This window comes from Paenibacillus selenitireducens, from assembly GCF_002021565.1.
Taxonomy (GTDB): Bacteria; Bacillota; Bacilli; order Paenibacillales; family Paenibacillaceae; genus Paenibacillus_K; species Paenibacillus_K selenitireducens.
The window spans coordinates 612,564-630,155 of record NZ_MSZX01000002.1; the positions used below are offsets into that span (position 1 = coordinate 612,564).

The window sequence follows — 17,592 nt, forward strand, 5'->3', positions numbered from 1 at the left end:
TGCGTTATATGAAAATCTCTGTCGTTGGAACTGGTTATGTTGGTCTTGTGACAGGCGTAGCATTATCCCATATAGGCCACGTCGTTACATGTATTGATATCGATGAAGCCAAAGTTGAACGTATGCGTAAAGGGATTTCACCTATATTTGAACCAGGGTTAGATGAATTAATGATTAAGAATATAGCCGAAGGCCGTTTGTTTTTTACGACGAATCATAGAGATGGATTTGCACAGGCGGATGTAATATATATTGCGGTAGGCACTCCAGAGAATGAGGATGGCTCAGCGAATTTAACATTTATTGATCAGGTTGCTCGGGATATAGCTGAGAATATATCGAAAGACATCATTGTTGTGACTAAGAGTACGGTACCTGTAGGAACCAATTACTACATTAGAGATATAATTGAGAAGCAACTCAAAGTAGATTTGCAAGTTGATATAGTTTCTAATCCAGAATTCTTACGGGAAGGTTCTTCGGTGCATGATACGTTTCATGGAGATAGAATTGTGATTGGTGCAGATTCCGATGATGCTGCTAAAGTCATTGAAGAAATCAACACACCATTTGGTGTTCCAGTGTATAGAACTGATGTGAGAAGTGCTGAAATGATTAAATATGCATCAAATGCATTTTTAGCAACCAAGATTAGCTTTATAAATGAAATTTCTAATATTTGTGAAAAAGTAGGGGCCGATATTGAGTCTGTATCCCAAGGCATGGGATTAGATAAACGTATTGGCTCTTTGTTTTTGAAGGCGGGAATTGGTTATGGGGGTTCTTGCTTTCCGAAAGATACGAAGGCCTTGACTCAGATTGCTGCGAATCACGATCATAACTTCGAATTGTTAAAATCAGTGATTGAAGTGAACAAGCATCAACAATCCATGCTCGTACATAAAGCATTAGAACGGTTCGGAACCTTACGAGGAAAGAACATTGCTGTGTTAGGGCTTGCTTTTAAACCGAACACGGATGATATGCGTGAAGCAGCCTCAATTGTTATTATTCGTCAATTGATCGATTTAGGTGCAACGGTTAAGGCATTTGATCCAATAGCAATAAATAATGCTAAGAAGCATCTTCCAGATAATGTGGAAATGACAAATAATATAGAAAAAGCATTAAAAGATAGTGATTGCGCAATTATTGTAACGGAGTGGAAAGAAATCAAAGAATTAAATTTGGAGCAATATGCTCGATTAATGAAGACACCTGTTATTTTTGATGGGCGCAACTGCTATGAGCTTGAACGGGTAAAGGAATATGATATGGAATATTATTCAATAGGGAGACGACCTATAGTCACAATTAAGCAATTGGAGTCCGTGTAAATGAAAGACAAATATACCTGTGGGATGAGGTGATTGTATGAAAATAGTATTACTTTCAGGCGGTTCGGGTAAACGACTATGGCCGTTATCAAATGATACACGTTCTAAGCAATTTCTGAAGGTGTTATTGGACTCGAACGGAAATAATCAATCGATGGTACAACGCGTATGGACACAATTAATAAGTTCGGGGTTATCGGATTCTTCGGTCATCGCTACATCGAAATTACAAACTGAAATGATCTATCAGCAACTCGGTGATAAAATCCCTTTAATTGTTGAACCAGAACGTCGAGATACGTTTCCGGCCATTGCTTTAGCTGCAACGTTTTTATATTCGGAGCAGCAAACGAGTCTAGATGAAACGATAGTGGTGTTACCTGTAGATCCGTATGTGGAGGATCAGTTTTTTCAGAAAATCAAACAAGTCGATGAAGTGCTACATCTATCCAAGGCGGATCTTGTGCTAATTGGTGTAAAGCCGACGTATCCTTCAACCAAATACGGCTATATCGTCCCACGACATCAATCACCGGAAGGTGATTTTTTTATTGTGGATCGATTTACAGAGAAACCAATTGAAGAGCATGCAGAGCAATTAATTTCTGAAGGTGCTTACTGGAATTGCGGCGTATTTGCATTTAGATTGGGTTATCTCATAAACATGTTGCAGGAAAAAGGACTTCCTTTACGATTTAAGGATATGCTGAACCAGTATCCATTACTTCCGAATATTAGTTTTGATTACGAAGTCGTCGAAAAGGCAAATGAGCTTATTGTGCTCCCATATGATGGGTATTGGAAAGATTTGGGTACGTGGAATACCTTGACTGAAGAGATGTCGGAAACGCAAATGGGGAAAGGTGTGATTACGGATGATTGCATAAATACCCATTTGGTGAATGAGTTAGATATTCCCGTGACGATCTTAGGAACGTCGGATATTGTAGTTGCTGCTAGTCCTGATGGAATCCTTGTTACACATAAAGATGCTAGTCCTCGTATTAAAGAAGCGATTGCTTCCTTTAATCAGTCCCCCATGTATGAAGAAAGAGTATGGGGATGGTCGAAGGTATTGGATTATACGAAGCATCAACAGGAAGAAATGGTAACTAAACGAATTTGTATTCATGAAGGGAAGAATTCAACCTTTCACTATCATCATCTTCGTGATGAGGTATGGACCATTACCCAAGGTGAAGGTGAATTAATTCTTAATGAATCGATTACTAGAGTTAAGGCTGGTGATATTGTTCATATTGCTGCAGGTAAGAAACATGCGATTAGAGCTATACAAGAATTACATTTCATTGAAGTTCAGACAGGAAAAGAAGTCGTAGATACCGACTTTGTACGTTTGTGCACGTCATGGGATGATATCCTGAATCACTTTAAAAGTTCAAAGGCAAAAGTGATTTCATGAAGACAGTATGCTATTACATCTCAGAGTATGGTTACGGACACGCAACTCGCAGTATTGCAATTATAAGGAAGTTATTAGAACTAAATTCGGATATTAATGTAATCATTTGCCATTCTCATGCAATGAAACTCATTCAACAGTCACTTTCGAAAACTTATAAAAAACGAATCATATTTCATGAAGTCAAGACGGATATTGGATACTTTCTTCGCTTAGATTCGTTAGAACCTGACATCGAGAAGATTAATATGGAATGGTTAAACTATGAAGATTCATTGCCCCATATGATTCAATCCGAAATTGATTTTTTAGATAAATATGAAGTGTCCCTTATCATTTCTGATATTTCGCCATTAGCGTTTGAGGTTGGAGACGCAATAGGGGTTCAGACAATGGGTGTATCCAATTTCACATGGTATACAGCATATAAGGATTTGATTCCTGACGAGAAACTAGTTTCCCTCGAAAATGCGTATCAGAAAATGGATTACTTTATAGCTCTTGCTGGTCAACAAGAGGAGAATTGGGGAAGAAAAGCTAAATATGATTTTTTGTTCTATAGCAGAGAAACAAATCAAGTAGAAGTGAATAGAATCCGTAATGAAATAAATCCTGATAATGATAAAACTATTGTTTTTGTAGGTATTGGAATGGGACTGCATATAGATCTATCGGATAACGCATTCTGGAACGATGAGCAATGTGTATTTGTTGTATCCAATAATCTAAATGTAAGTAGAAGTAATATTCATTCAATTCCGAAGGAATACACAGAATCTCAGAATTATATTGCTGCAAGTGACGTCATTGTTACTAAAGCCGGATGGGGAACACTAAGTGAAGCAATCAACAATAATCGGCGGCTGGTTATTATTGATCGACGATCATTAAATGAAGATAAAAATACGATTACATATGTTACTAAGTATTATTCCAATAGTAGAGTAATATCGTTCGGTGATCTTAAATCAATTAATTTTACTGTAGAGTATCAAATGACGAAGAGAAATCCTGAGATCCTGGATAAGAATGTTGTAAACGATATAGCTATAAAAATGATAGAAATAATGGATTACTCAGCAAGAAGTCAAGTAAGTTCATCAACAAGTGAGGTACTTATATGATAGACATTCACTCCCACATCCTCCCCGGCATTGACGACGGATCGCAAAGCATGGAGGAATCCATTGATATGGCGAAGGCGGCCGTGGCTGAGGGGATTAAGACGATTATAGCCACACCACATCATGCAAATGGCAGATATGATAATGAAGCCGACGATGTTCAGCGCCGAGTACTTCAATTGAATCAGAGGTTGTCGATTGAAGATATTCCCCTGAAAGTACTTCCAGGGCAAGAGATACGAGTATACAACCAACTTCTTCGGGATTTGGAGCAACGTAAAGTCAGAACGCTTGATGAGTCCAACTATATACTTATTGAGTTTCCGACGTCGAAGATCCCGAATGATATTTCAAATCTGTTGCATGAATTACGCGTATTAGGCATTACCGCTATTATTGCGCACCCCGAGCGGAATGCAGAAATATTAAAAGATTTAAATGCATTAGAAGAACTCATCGAGCAAGGTGCCTTGGCGCAAATGACGTCGCACTCGCTAAATGGGTTATTTGGCGCGAAGATCAAGGACATTTCCCTCGAAATGTGTGAGCGAAATTTGGTCCATTTCATCGCATCGGATGCGCATAATTTGACGCAACGCGGATTTGAACTTGCTAGAGCCTATGAATACATAAGTAAACAGCTGGGCGCGGATTATACGATTTATTATCAAGATAATGCCCAAGCAATCTTAGAATCCCGGGATATTCAGATCTGGGAGCCGGTTCAGAAGCAGAAGAAATGGTATGCGTTCTGGAAATAATTCTGTTGAATTGATATAGGCTTGCCTTCGGGCAAGCCTATTTCAAAATATATAAAGAGGTGACAGTATGAAACTCAAGAAAAAAATCGCTCTGACCACAGTGGCAGCGGGGATGGTATTAAGTACATTGTCCGGCCTACCGCTTAGTCAGAAGGGATTACAAGAAGCACTAGGCGTTTCGGTTGCTTATGCCGCTAGCTCGAATGTGGAGAATGCATTCTCCCAATTGTCAGCGAAGCTGGAAGCTATTAAAGAACAGCTAAGTAATACGACACATCCGATTCTCGATGTTGACGTGTTACCGAAAGTTCGTTCAGCAATCAATGGACTAGGCGTAGAAGCCATCAAACCTGTTCTTGAAAAATTTCAAGCAGCTGAAGTAAGTGATGAAGAGGCATTGCAATTGTTCCAATCCCTTGCGCTTGTATCCTTCGGTGATGCGAAGACGTTAGGCGAAGTAAGAGCAGACAACCAAGCAGCATTGTCGAAGCTTAAGAAGTACGCAAAAGGTCAAGATATCACCACAGCAGATGTAGAAGCATTTGCTAAGCAATTGACTGGTGAAGTAAATGTTAAGAAAGTCATGATGGCTATCGAAGTAGGCGATGTGCAAAGTGCTAAAAAAGAAATCGTCCGTGCGCTAAAACTAACCATTGACTCAGGATCAAACAGTGTTTCAAAGGCACTGCAATCCATTGATTTGACTCAAGATGAATTGAATCTTGTATTTGATAACATTACAAATGGCATTGGAAAAGAGAACTTCAAAAAAGGAACGATCGTGATGGCTGTTGCAGCGGCTCGTAGCGAGTTGGCGTTATCAACAATTACAAGCAGCGATTTCTCACTGAAGCTTGAACTGAAGGATAAGAGCTCTTTGTTGCAAGGATTGGGACAATATATCACACAATACTCTAATCTTATTGACTGGTATGTAGACGGAGTGAAAGTATCCGATGGCAAAATTCCTTCAGCGAAAGCTGGTACAAAGGTACATATTACAGCGAAGGTCAATACATTAGATGTGCTTAAAGACCAAATCATCTTCTTCACTGACGAAAACGTACCTTCCGGCGAAGTTAACCCAGGCCCTGGACCAGGTTCTAGCGGTGGCGGTTCTGTTAGTGGCGGTGGCGCTGCAGTCGTGGCAGACACTGTATTGCCGAAGTTTGATGACATTCTATCTGCATTTAAATCATCCACACAAAGCCTTTCTGTGAAATTTGCTGCTGCTTTAGAGAAGCTCTCGACATTGAACGTGGCTTCGCTTATTAAGGTAGAGAATGGCAAATCCGTACTTTCCATCTCGGATGAGAAAGCAGTATCTTACATCAAAGCGGTCAAAGCAGCCTATGATAACCTGGTGAAACAAGCTCAAGCCATTGATCCAGCCTTCAAAGCGCCTAAACTTAGCATTACGCTAGATTTGGGTACGACGAAGACAGATGCTGTTGAAGTAAGACTGTCGAAGAAATTGCTTGAAAGTGCATTGGAAAATCAAGTAGAGAACATCCGTATTCTTGCGAATGGTGTTGTACTTGGACTGCCAGTAGCCGAATTCAAAGCAGATACGATCGCTAGCATTGCGAAAGAAAGCAATGATGTGGCGACGAAAGTTACGAATCTTCCGCTTGCATCCAGTGTATACAGTTTTGTATTGAATGTAGACGGCAAAAACGTAGAGCAATTTAACCATAAGATCACGCTTTCTCTTCCGTTAAATGGCAAAAATGTGAATGGCGAATACTTAACAATTGCGAAAATTGTCGATGGACAATTGTTAATTCTTGGTGGTAATGTAAGCAGTAGTGCGGTTACCAAATCCCGTAATTCGTTATCTTCTTATGTAGTAGTGGAGAACAAAGTCAACTTTACCGATATCGCTAACGTTGAAGCTTGGGCAGGTAAAGAAATTCGTGCCGTTGCAGCAAAAGGCATCGTTGAAGGCAAAGGAACAGGCACATTTGATCCTCAAGCTAAAGTAACTCGTGCGGAATTTGCGAAAATGCTCGTAAAAGCGCTAGATTTGGAATCCACAACAGCGAAGAATCAATTCTCGGATGTGGCTGACAATTCATGGGCAGCGCCTTATGTTGCTGCAGCAACAGCGCAGGGCATCATTAATGGCGTAGGCAACGATAAATTCGAGCCAAATGCTGAGATCACTCGTGCACAAATGGCAGCTATGATTTCAAGAGCGTTGAAATTGACGAAGGCAACTACAGCTTCGGATGATAGTGTTCTTAATGCATTCACGGATGCAGGAGAAATCCCTGGTTCATTGAAATCCGATATTTCGATTGCGGTGAACGAAGGGTTAATTATTGGTTCGAACGGTAAGTTCAATCCGAATGGATCGGCCACACGTGCTGAATCAACGGTTGTGATTTCCCGACTGATCAAGTAACACGCAAATGAATCAAGGCGTTCTCTCTTTCAAGGGAGGACGCCGAATTCATTTTATCAACAATGAGATGACTGGAGGTTGGATTGTGTCTACTGAATTAGACTTAAAAGAGTATTACCAAATCATCCGCAAAAGGTTAGGGATGATCATAGCGATTGTAGCGGTATCTAGTATTGCATGTGGATTAGTAAGCTATTTCCTGCTTAATCCCGTATATGAGGCATCCACGAAGATTATTGTGAACCGATCCAGTGAGCAGAATCTTGCGAATACCATTGATATCAACGAAGTGAATACGAACTTACGACTAATCGATACCTATAAAGAAATCATTAAGACACCTGCAATCACGGAGATTGTCGTCAAGAATTATCCGCAGTTCGCATTAACGGCGAGCGAATTGATGGAGAAGGTATCCGTAAGCTCCGTAAATAATACGCAAGTTATGACCATTAAAGTGGAAGACGAGTCGTATGAGAAGGCAGCTGAGGTTGTAAATGCGGTGTCTAATGTGTTCAAAGATGAAATCTCGAAGATTTTCAAGGTAGATAACGTTACGATTCTGAATAAAGCTCCGTTATCTCCCGTACCTAGCCCAATTAAACCGAATCCGAAGTTAAATATTGCTATCAGTTTTATTGTTTCTCTTATGGTTGCTGTCGGAATCGCATTCTTACTAGAATACTTGGATGACACGATCAAAACTGAACAAGATGTCATGAAATATTTGAACTTACCGACTCTAACGATGATTTCTGCATTAGATGCGGAAGACATGAAGCAAGCTAGAGCGCCATCGAAGACGAACGAAAAGGCAGGTGAATCGAACGTTGTCACGATTAACCAATAAACGTCCTATTATTTTAATGAGTAACCCCAAGTCCCCCGTAGCAGAAGCCTATCGTTCGTTAAGAACGAATATCGATTTTTCATCTATTGATGAAGAGATTCGAGTGATTATGGTGACCTCTTCGGGTCCTGAGGAAGGGAAGTCCACAACGCTTGCGAATCTAGCGGTATCCTATGCGCAATCGGATAAGAAAGTTGTTGTTATCGACGGAGACATGCGCAGACCGACATGCCATCATACCTTCAATTTGTCCAACCAATCGGGACTATCAAGTATCGTAACAGGTCAAATCGAAATGCAACAAGCGATTAAAGCAACAGAGGTTGACAATCTCTTCGTGATCACGTCAGGTCCCTTGCCTCCGAATCCATCTGAATTACTAGGTTCTAAGCGGATGAACGAGCTATTGGAACAATTGAAAATGAATTTTGACATTATCATTATTGACACGCCACCCGTATTGGCGGTAACCGATGCGCAGATCATTTCAAGCAAATGTGATGGCGTCGTACTTGTTATTCACTCAGGCAAAGTCAAGCGAGATATGGCGATCAAGGCGAAGGCAAGCTTGGATCATGTCCGGGCTAGAATTCTTGGTGTCGTGCTGAACAACGTGAAGCATAAGAAAGAAGATATGTACTATTACTACTATGGTCAAAAAGATTAGAGGATAATTACACGAAACGAGAGTGATCAATAATGAAGAAGAACGCGCTTATCAAATTTTTGACAGTCGCTGTATTAGTGTTTTTTATGAACGCATCCATGTTGTCTGCGACAGGGAAAAGTAATTCACTTCAAGTGAATGTGCTGCCGATACATTTTACATTTAACGGTACGGAGTTAGCTCCTCCGAAAGATCAGGAAAGCTTTATGTTTAACAATACGGTTTATGTTCCACTACGATTTATTGGATATTCTCTGAATAAATCCGTCCTATGGGATGCAGCGACGAAAACCGTTCACATTGCAGAACCATCAGAGACGGAAAAAGTTCAGATTCATACATATCAACAAAATGCGGCGGTTACAGGGGATCAAGGATCGAAAGCGAACTTAAAAGTAACGTCCAAGAAACTTAACGCCTCGAATGCAGATATCACGTATGTGATTCAAGGGAAAAAATTAGATCCTAAATCAAGCAAATCCGGTTTTATTATTAATAACGCGCTCTATGTTCCATTACGGTTCTTCTCGGAATCCGTTGGTCAACAAGTGAATTGGGATGCGAAGACGTTTACGGTTAGCTCGAATACCTCAGATGCAAAACCGAATACAGGCGGAAATACAACAGATCCATCTACAACGGTACCTAGTGAAAACGGAAAAGGGGAAGGAACTACAAATCCAGCGAACCCCGGTGGTGTGGCTGGTGGTTCTGGTGGAGCCGTATCCCCAGGAACATCTGGCAAATCCTATGACTCCATTACGAATGCTACCCAAAGTAAGTTAGAGGCATTGCAGCAAAGTACCAAAGACCAGTTCTATGATTTGGCAAGACAATATTTGAAAACAGACGATGCGGCTGAAAAACAACGGATTAAGGCACAAGCGGACAAAGTATTCGAAAGCACATCGAATCAATTTAATTCTATTGTCTCCTCAGCCAAAGATCAGTTGCAGTCTAATGGATACAGCACAGATGTCACTAAAGAATACCAAGCTGAGTTCGATAAACAAGTTAACCTTGGAAAAGAAATCGTAGAAGGTATGAAAGACTAATCCGCAAAAACAAATAGGCCCTTCTTTAACGTCTAGTGAGCTAGAGGTTGAAGAAGGGCTTTTTTGTCGTTCTACCCATAAAAACTTCTTGAAAAACCTGGTAATTCATCTTACGATATAGGCGTAATCGAACCAATCCACGTAGCTTATTCCTACCAGCGATCACTCCCGAAGATTTGCATATGATTTCAAATGCATGAATCATGAAAAAGGGGAAGGTGCTACGTATGAAGTTGGGCGCAAAAGTGATGATTGACACCATTCTAGAGATTGTACAGAAGATGGAAGAGACGCAGATTGAAGCGATTGAGAAGGCATCGGAGCTGCTTGCTAGTCGGTTGCAGCAGGGCGGTATTATTCACGTATTTGGTGCCGGCCATTCCCGGGCATTCGGTATGGAAATGTGCGGACGAGCCGGCGGATTGGTACCTTTGAAGCTTGTGGCGTTGGAAGATATCACGCTTGCAGAAGGGACTGTGGGTATTAATCTGACGGAATTGGAGCGTTCACCAGAGACGGCACACCGCCTCATGGAGCTGCATGATGTGCAAGACGAAGATGGATTTATCATCGTCTCGAATTCAGGCCGAAATGGTTCGGCCGTTGAACTGGCTACGATTTGTCGCGAACGTGGTATTCCTATCGTTGCGGTTACATCGTTGAATCATTCGCAGCATACAGATAGCCGTCATCCCAGTGGGAAGAAACTGTATGAGCTCGCCGATATCGTCATCGATAACTGCTGCCCATATGGGGATGTATTGCTGCAGATGCCGAATACGCAGGAGCGTACAGGATCTGCCTCTTCCGTCGTAGGTGCATTGATTGCGCAAGCCCTAACAACGGAAATCATCCGCTTAACCTTCGAGAGTGGCGAGACGCCGCCCGTATACATCAGTGCGAATCTGGACGGCGGGGATGAGCATAATCGGAAGATTATCGAGCGTTACGCACATCGAAATATAACGTACTAGGATATGATACATAGGCGACCTATTCAGGTCGTCTTTTCTTTTTTGTGCATCATGATGAAGGCTATCACCAAGAAATAAAGCTATAATGAAGATTAGAAGACAAGAACCTTGAACGAAGGAGGATTTAAGATGCGAATTGGAATCATCGGGCTCGGAGATATTGCCCGTAAAGCATATTTACCTATCATGACAGAGATCGAGGGCATCGAGCTTGTATTATGTACGCGGAATAGAGAGACATTGCATCGCTTAGCAGCTAAATATCGGGTGCGGGAAACGGTTGAAACGATCGATCAGTTGATTCATGCCGGTATAGACGCGGCCTTCATCCATTCATCGACAGAATCCCATGTCCAAATAGCAGAACAACTATTGAGACAGGGAATTGCAGTCTTTGTGGATAAGCCAATTTCATATCACTATGAGGAAGCCAAGCGACTTGTTGAATTGGCGGAACAGTTGGGCATTCCGTTCATGGTTGGGTTTAACCGGAGATTCGCTCCAATGGTTGCTGCGATGAAGGAGATGGAGGAACGCCGCTTCGTTGTCATGCAAAAAAACAGGACGTATTTACCGGATTATGCGCGCCGGTTCGTGTTCGATGATTTCATTCATGTGGTGGATACGATCCGTTTCTTGGCGCCGGGAGAGATACTTGAGACACGGGTTACCCCTTACGTGAAGGAAGGCAAACTGCATCACGTGATGCTTCAACTTGATGGTGATGGATTTAGCTGTATCGGCATCATGAATCGTGACAACGGCGCGACGGAAGAGATGCTTGAAGTGATGAATCCAGGCAACAAATGGGTCATTGACGGGTTAAATACAACGGTACATAAAGCAGGCAGTGAAGTACGTCAGCTGACATTTAAGGACTGGGATCCAGTTTTGTATCGAAGAGGATTTGTTCAGATGATCGATCATTTTCTCGCGTGTGTCCGCGAGAAGCAACCGCTCCAGATCACGCCGCAGGATGCACTGGAGAGCCATCGACTGTGTGACATCATCGTGAATCAGGCAGAGGAGAGCGGAGCCCTGGCATTTCCTACATCATGAATGATATCGCGCACAAAGAACCGCACCTCGTTCTATTAAGACGAGATGCGGTTCTTTTCCGCGTTAATACAAAGGATTTTGCGATCCGAAAGGCGGTGGCGGAGGTGGCTGGATGTAACAGCCGGGGAACGGGTGCATTGCTTGAATTTGATTCAACGGATAATGCTTTGTTGCAAATTGGGATTGATATAAATATTCAAGAAGATAGGCTTCGCCATTGCGAATGCAGCACAATAGGCCAGAGGTTCCCGTTCCATCGATAAAAGATATTCCTACGGAAGCTCCAATGAGGGTGTTCATGTATGGCACATTAACGGGCATGTGAACAACTCCTTTTCGTGTGGTTGACAACCAGACCGATAAGAACCGGCTTCAAATTCCGCCGTGCCAGCTCGAACGGGCTGACGCCGCAAATGGCCGCTGCCGGGATAAGCGCCCAAGGAATAATCGTTCCGCCCCCGACCCAGATGGCAGAGATTTGCCCGAGTGCCGTTAGGGTTGCGACACCGCTGTGGATCGCCGTTCCGAACAAATTGGCGATGGAAGTAAGGGCCTTTCATTGCTTGTAATAGCATATTCATATGCCTAGATTGGGTGCATTTTGGCGCATGTCTACCTATAAAAAACCCCTAACCTTCCACAGAAGATTAGGGTTCGTATGCCATTAAGGGGTTCGTATACCAAGCGTTCTATTAACGGTTATCGATGCTTTCGGGGTACATATCATGCTGATAGAGGCGTTGACGGGCAATAACCTCCCAAGTGGTTCCGGGTTTACCGTAATTGCAGTACGGATCGATGCTAATCCCGCCGCGCGGCGTAAATTTGCCCCATACTTCTATATATTTCGGGTCCATCACCGCAATGAGATCATCCATGATCGTATTCACACAAGTCTCATGGAAATCGCCGTGATTTCGAAAAGAGAATAGGTATAGTTTCAACGATTTGCTTTCTACCATATTCACATCCGGCACATAACTAATATAGATCGTTGCGAAGTCCGGTTGACCCGTCATCGGGCAAAGACTCGTAAATTCGGGACAATTAAATTTGACGAAGTAATCCCGGTCCTGCTTCTTATTCACGAAGGTTTCGAGGATGTTAGGATCATACGTATAGGTATAAGCGGTGTTCTGGTTGCCGAGTAGGCTTAGTCCCTCGATGGGTTGTTGATTAGGCTGCGTGGTCATGATGAAAGGCCTCCTTTGGATAGTTGCGCGCCCATGCGACAAGCGCATAGACAAGCGGTGTTAGTACAATGCAAAATGCAATTTTGATCACGTATTCGGTGCCGATAATCTTCCATATCTCCTGGGTCGGGACGCTGCCGACAAAAGCAATCAGCGAGAATATCGATGTGTCGATCAACTGACTGACCATCGCACTGGCATTATTCCGCAACCACAAGTGACGTCCATTCGTCCGCCGACGCAAACCCAAGAACATGTAAATGTCGAGGTTCTGCGATATGGAATAAGCGATGAGAGATGCAAGGACGATTCGCGGTACGCCAAGCAGCACACCTTCAAAGGCGTCTTGCCCTTGATAAAAAGATGCAGCAGGAAGTTTAACGGCGATCGTAAATAGACAGACCATGACGACATTGGCGGCAAGTCCGGTCCAGATCATGCGCTGTGCGATTTTTTTGCCCCAGACTTCGGAGACAGTATCCGCAATGACATACGTGAACGGGTAAAAGAGAATGGCGACCGTTGCTGAGGTAAAGCCAAAGCTAACGATCTTGGTTGCTACGATATTGGCGATCATCACGCAGCAAATAAAGAGGCCCGACAACAAGAGCAGCTTCTTCGTGCTTTGTTCAACGGGTAAAAACGGGGTTAATTCTTGGTTCTGTGGCATAGGGTGCCCTCCTAGTTTTGTTTTAACAGAGGCGGAGATTTCGAACTCTGTCTTATGTTTTTCGCTGTCGTATCGACAACCTGAAACATTATAGCACTCCATTCCGCATTCGTCATCTTATTTTCTATATCAAAAACAAATAAACATATTCAAACAAGAACAGAAAATGATATACTATTTCCTATAATCAAGAATTCGGATAAATGTGGAGGATGGATATGCTGGTAGCAGAGCGTTACGATCGAATTGTACAATGGGTCAACGAAAGGGGAAGTATCCGGGTTACGGAGTTAAGCGAGTTATGTCAGGTCACAGAAGAGACGATTCGCCGGGATTTAGATCGATTGGAAAGTGCGGGAAGATTGCGCCGAAGCCATGGCGGAGCTGTGAGTGTGAAGGATCAGCAACCGGAAATTCCGTTCTTCGAGCGCGAAGTGACGAATGCAGAGGAGAAGAAGCGGATTGCGCAGGCAGCCCTTCAGCGCATTCAACCGAACGATCGGATTATTCTCGACGCAAGCACAACTGCATGGTATATGGCTTGTATGATGCCGGATATTCCGCTTACGGTGTTAACCAATTCCATCAAAGTCGCGACCGAGTTAAGCAGCAAGGAAAAAATTCAAGTGATCTCTACGGGCGGAATTCTGGCATCCAAATCACTATCTTTTGTCGGACCGTTGACGGAACGGACGCTAGAAGCGTATCATGTGGATACGGCATTTATTTCCTGCAAAGGGATCCGTCTAGACCGCGGCTTAAGTGAATCGAACGAATTGCAAGCGATGGTGAAACGAACGATGATTAGCATATCCGATCAAGTGATCGTATTAGCCGATTCGAGTAAGTTCGGGATTCAAGCTTTTACCCGTGTGGGAGCATTGCAACAAGCAAGTGAGATTATTACGGATTCAGGTCTTGCTGAAGACATTTTAACGGAGCTTCAGGAGCAAGGAATTCCAACAACGATGGTGTAAATTGTAAACTGGGGAGTAATCCCGTAGCGAGGCTTGGCGTAATTACGTCAAGCTTTCCAAGACATCAACATGTCTGACAACCTGATAATAAGATGAACAAGATGATGAGGTGTGCGTAATGAAAGTGTCCTTATTTATTACCTGTTTAAGCGATGCGATTTATCCGCGTGTCGGGGAAGCGATGGTGCGATTATTGGCCCGTTACGGCGTGCAGGTTGAATTTCCAAAGCAGCAGACATGCTGTGGGCAACCGGCTTTTAATAGCGGTTATTGGGATGAAGCAAGAGAATCGGCGCGTACGCTGCTTGCCGCTTTTGACGATAGTGATTTTGTGATTTCGCCATCCGGCTCATGTACGGGAATGATTCAGCATTACTATCCCAAGCTATTCGAGAAAGATCCCGTCATGTTGGAGAAGTCCAAACGTCTGCAAGCCAAAACCTATGAGTTCACGCAATTTCTTGTACAAGTGTTGGGCGTTACTGATGTCGGCGCCGTATTCCCGCATAAGGTGACGTATCATCCTTCTTGTCACGGAAGCCGATTGTTAGGCATTAAAGACGAACCCATGACATTGATGCAAAATGTAAAAGGCATGGAATTGATACCGCTTCCATTTGCGGAAGACTGCTGCGGGTTCGGGGGAACCTTTGCCGTCAAAATGTCGGAAATTTCCGCTGCCATGGTATCGGAGAAAGCACAACATGTGTTAGAGACGGAAGCTGAAGTGCTTGTCGGTCTGGACATGGGCTGCATGATGAATATTTCCGGAAACTTGATGTACCAAGGCAAGCCAGTGCGTGTCATGCACTTAGCTGAGCTATTGTACGAAGGAGTGAAGCTAGCATGAATCATGGGCAGACACAACCAGCTACCGTGAAAGAACGGTCTCATATAGCATTAAACAACGAATTTTTGCGAAAAGCTGTGAAGTTTACCACAGAACGGCTGCGGAACGGGAAAAAGAAAGCGTCGGAGGAGCATGGCAATTGGGAAGAATGGCGCGAACGTGGAAAGCAAATCCGCCTGCATACGATTGCGCATTTGGACTACTACCTCAATCAATTTGTAGAGAATGCGAGAGCAAATGGCGTGCATGTCCATTTTGCAGCTGACGGCAAGGAAGCGGTAGAGCTTTCCATGAAAATCGCGGCTTCCAAGCAAGCGAAATCGGTTGTGAAGTCGAAATCCATGGTGTCCGAGGAGCTGCATATTAACCACGCTTTAGAGGAAATGGGCATTGAAGCGGTGGAGACGGATCTTGGCGAATATATCATTCAGTTGGCAGGGGAGACGCCTTCCCACATTATTATTCCAGCGATTCATAAGAACCGCTATCAGATTGCCGAATTATTATCCAAGGAAGCAGGGGAGACCCTGCCAGCGGATACGTCGATTCTTGCGGGATTCGTGCGTCGGAAGTTACGGGAGAAATTCCTGGAAGCCGAGATCGGCATGACGGGATGCAACTTCGCGATTGCGGAGACAGGCTCCATGGTTCTCTTCGAAAATGAAGGAAATGCGCGGATGGTCTCTACCGTGCCCAAGACGCAGATTACCTTGATGGGAATGGAGCGCATTATTCCAACCTTCGCGGATCTTGAGGTGATGGCGACGCTGCTGCCGCGCTCAGCAACGGGACAGAAGCTTACCGTATACATGTCCGCGATTACGGGTCCCAAACGCACTGTCGATGGCGATGGGCCAGAAGAAATGCACATTATTATTGTTGATAATGGAAGATCCCTGCAATTGGGAGATCCAGAATTCCAAGAGCTATTGAACTGTATTCGCTGCGGCGCCTGCTTGAACGCTTGCCCCGTCTATCGGCACATCGGCGGTCATGCTTATGGCGGAACTTACAGCGGGCCGATAGGGGCGGTATTGACCCCGGCGCTGCAGAGTAATGTCGCAGAATGGGACGATATCGCGAATGCTTCGAGTTTATGCGGGGCTTGCTATGAAGCTTGTCCGGTCAAAATCCCGCTGCACGATATGCTCGTCTACCTGCGGAATCGGAAGGTGGAAAAAGGCTACGGGCAGACCGCAGAGAAAATCGGAATGAAAGGTTTTGCCGCCATCATGTCGAACTCCAAACGGATGCGAAGCGTTGTGAAGTTAGGACAAATCGGTCAGAAACTTGTCGTTCGCCAAGGACTTATCAAGACCAAAATCGGACCGTTGAAGGGCTGGAATAGCGTAAGATATTTGCCAAGCTTACCGAATGAATCGTTCCGGGAACGCTGGGATTCGTTGGTGCAAGAAGTGAAGAACGAGAATTCGCCGATGTCGGAGGATATTCGGACGCGGATGGAACAGGCCTTGAAGCAACGTGAGAATGGGGGAAGAAGCCATGGCTGAGCAAGAGTTGACTTTACTGGAACAGCTGGAGAAGGAATCGCGTGCGAAGCAAGCGAAGTTTATCGGCGGGATTGCTGCCAAGTTAGGGCGGCAAGAGATTGCGAAGAAGCCTGTGCATCCTTTTCGCGGTGCCCCTGATTTCTGGACGCAGTTAGAGTGGTCTCAGGAAGAACGAATTGAACGGTTTATGGACAATTGGCAAAGTGTTGGCGGGCATGCCTTTCATTTCGCAACGATGGAGGAGGCGAAGCAATTTATTGCGGAACGTGCGCTTGAATTGGAAGCAAAGCATATCATTCGCCAGAATCAACCGGAATTGAATGAGCTGGGACTGGAAGAAGCGCTCCCGGAGGTAGATATTCAGGTATGGAATCATAACCCGGCAGAAAATTGGAAAGCACATGCGGCAGGCGCGGATATCGGGCTGGTCGTTGTCGATCATGCGATTGCCTATACAGGAACGATTACGGTATTATCATCTCAAGACAAGGGCAGATCGGTGAGCTTGTTGCCTACAGTGATGATGGCCATCATTCCAGTGGAACGCCTCAAGACACGGATGGGAGAAGTCATGACTCATTTTGACGGGGCACGACGGGAAGATCTGCCCGCAGGGATCCACTTTATCACAGGCCCAAGCCGATCCTCAGATATCGAGAACGACTTGACGATTGGGGTTCATGGTCCCGGGATTGTATACGCGCTGATTGTGGGTTAGGCAATAGATTGGAGCA

The 17,592-nt window shown here is 44.0% G+C and carries 17 protein-coding genes and 1 pseudogene; 14 read left to right on the top strand and 4 right to left on the bottom strand.

The window, feature by feature from the left end; translation table 11 throughout:
- Positions 1-8: 8 nt before the first annotated feature.
- From BVG16_RS07055 to BVG16_RS07100, 10 genes are all read left to right on the top strand, one after another.
- Positions 9-1,337 carry a UDP-glucose dehydrogenase family protein gene (locus tag BVG16_RS07055; protein ID WP_078497825.1) on the top strand — a complete coding sequence of 443 codons (1,329 nt, stop codon included), beginning with the start codon at positions 9-11 and terminating at the stop codon, positions 1,335-1,337.
- Between the two features lie 37 nt (positions 1,338-1,374).
- Positions 1,375-2,760: a sugar phosphate nucleotidyltransferase gene (locus BVG16_RS07060; protein WP_078497826.1), complete on the top strand. Its 1,386-nt coding sequence runs from the start codon at positions 1,375-1,377 to the stop codon at positions 2,758-2,760.
- Between the two features lie 248 nt (positions 2,761-3,008).
- Positions 3,009-3,884, top strand: coding sequence for a glycosyltransferase family protein (locus BVG16_RS07065; RefSeq protein WP_144027312.1), 876 nt, complete (start codon positions 3,009-3,011; stop codon positions 3,882-3,884).
- Positions 3,881-4,645, top strand: coding sequence for a tyrosine-protein phosphatase (locus BVG16_RS07070; protein ID WP_078497828.1), 765 nt, complete (start codon positions 3,881-3,883; stop codon positions 4,643-4,645). Before BVG16_RS07065 ends, BVG16_RS07070 begins: the two co-directional genes overlap by 4 nt.
- 67 nt (positions 4,646-4,712) lie before the next feature.
- Positions 4,713-7,052 carry an S-layer homology domain-containing protein gene (locus tag BVG16_RS07075; RefSeq protein ID WP_078497829.1) on the top strand — a complete coding sequence of 780 codons (2,340 nt, stop codon included), beginning with the start codon at positions 4,713-4,715 and terminating at the stop codon, positions 7,050-7,052.
- Positions 7,053-7,137: 85 nt separating this feature from the next.
- The gene (locus BVG16_RS07080; protein ID WP_078497830.1) at positions 7,138-7,902 is read left to right on the top strand and encodes a YveK family protein; all 765 of its coding nucleotides are present in this window, start codon (positions 7,138-7,140) and stop codon (positions 7,900-7,902) included.
- Positions 7,883-8,569 (top strand): CpsD/CapB family tyrosine-protein kinase, encoded by a 687-nt coding sequence (locus BVG16_RS07085; protein WP_198957428.1) that lies wholly within the window; start codon positions 7,883-7,885, stop codon positions 8,567-8,569. The genes BVG16_RS07080 and BVG16_RS07085 overlap by 20 nt, the downstream gene beginning before the upstream one ends.
- A 32-nt stretch (positions 8,570-8,601) precedes the next feature.
- Positions 8,602-9,624, top strand: a complete 1,023-nt coding sequence (locus BVG16_RS07090; protein ID WP_078497831.1) for a stalk domain-containing protein — start codon at positions 8,602-8,604, stop codon at positions 9,622-9,624.
- 227 nt (positions 9,625-9,851) lie between these two features.
- A complete protein-coding gene (locus BVG16_RS07095; RefSeq protein WP_078497832.1) occupies positions 9,852-10,598 on the top strand; it encodes a sugar isomerase domain-containing protein in 747 nt (248 codons plus the stop codon).
- A gap of 129 nt (positions 10,599-10,727) precedes the next feature.
- A complete protein-coding gene (locus BVG16_RS07100) occupies positions 10,728-11,657 on the top strand; it encodes a Gfo/Idh/MocA family protein (protein WP_078497833.1) in 930 nt (309 codons plus the stop codon).
- A 63-nt stretch (positions 11,658-11,720) separates the two neighbouring features.
- On the opposite strand, the gene BVG16_RS07105 is transcribed toward BVG16_RS07100, so the two are convergent.
- The 4 genes and pseudogenes from BVG16_RS07105 to BVG16_RS07120 all read right to left on the bottom strand — a co-directional run bounded on the left by BVG16_RS07105 (position 11,721) and on the right by BVG16_RS07120 (position 13,520).
- Complete coding sequence (locus BVG16_RS07105; protein WP_198957429.1) at positions 11,721-11,978, bottom strand: hypothetical protein; 258 nt, start codon at positions 11,976-11,978, stop codon at positions 11,721-11,723.
- Positions 11,968-12,201 (bottom strand): annotated as a pseudogene (locus BVG16_RS07110) (hypothetical protein); the annotation flags it as partial. The pseudogene BVG16_RS07110 and the gene BVG16_RS07105, both read right to left, overlap by 11 nt.
- A gap of 148 nt (positions 12,202-12,349) precedes the next feature.
- The gene (gene queF / locus BVG16_RS07115; RefSeq protein ID WP_078497834.1) at positions 12,350-12,850 is read right to left on the bottom strand and encodes a preQ(1) synthase; all 501 of its coding nucleotides are present in this window, start codon (positions 12,848-12,850) and stop codon (positions 12,350-12,352) included.
- Positions 12,834-13,520: a queuosine precursor transporter gene (locus BVG16_RS07120; RefSeq protein WP_078497835.1), complete on the bottom strand. Its 687-nt coding sequence runs from the start codon at positions 13,518-13,520 to the stop codon at positions 12,834-12,836. The genes queF and BVG16_RS07120 overlap by 17 nt, the downstream gene beginning before the upstream one ends.
- Before the next feature lie 218 nt (positions 13,521-13,738).
- Here BVG16_RS07120 and BVG16_RS07125 point away from each other — a divergent pair, with 218 nt between their 5' ends.
- From BVG16_RS07125 to BVG16_RS07140, 4 genes are all read left to right on the top strand, one after another.
- Positions 13,739-14,497 carry a DeoR/GlpR family DNA-binding transcription regulator gene (locus tag BVG16_RS07125; protein ID WP_078497836.1) on the top strand — a complete coding sequence of 253 codons (759 nt, stop codon included), beginning with the start codon at positions 13,739-13,741 and terminating at the stop codon, positions 14,495-14,497.
- Between the two features lie 118 nt (positions 14,498-14,615).
- Positions 14,616-15,347, top strand: coding sequence for a (Fe-S)-binding protein (locus tag BVG16_RS07130; protein WP_078497837.1), 732 nt, complete (start codon positions 14,616-14,618; stop codon positions 15,345-15,347).
- Positions 15,344-16,858 (top strand): LutB/LldF family L-lactate oxidation iron-sulfur protein, encoded by a 1,515-nt coding sequence (locus BVG16_RS07135; protein WP_078497838.1) that lies wholly within the window; start codon positions 15,344-15,346, stop codon positions 16,856-16,858. The genes BVG16_RS07130 and BVG16_RS07135 overlap by 4 nt, the downstream gene beginning before the upstream one ends.
- The gene (locus BVG16_RS07140; RefSeq protein ID WP_078497839.1) at positions 16,851-17,576 is read left to right on the top strand and encodes a LutC/YkgG family protein; all 726 of its coding nucleotides are present in this window, start codon (positions 16,851-16,853) and stop codon (positions 17,574-17,576) included. The genes BVG16_RS07135 and BVG16_RS07140 overlap by 8 nt, the downstream gene beginning before the upstream one ends.
- Positions 17,577-17,592 lie beyond the last annotated feature (16 nt).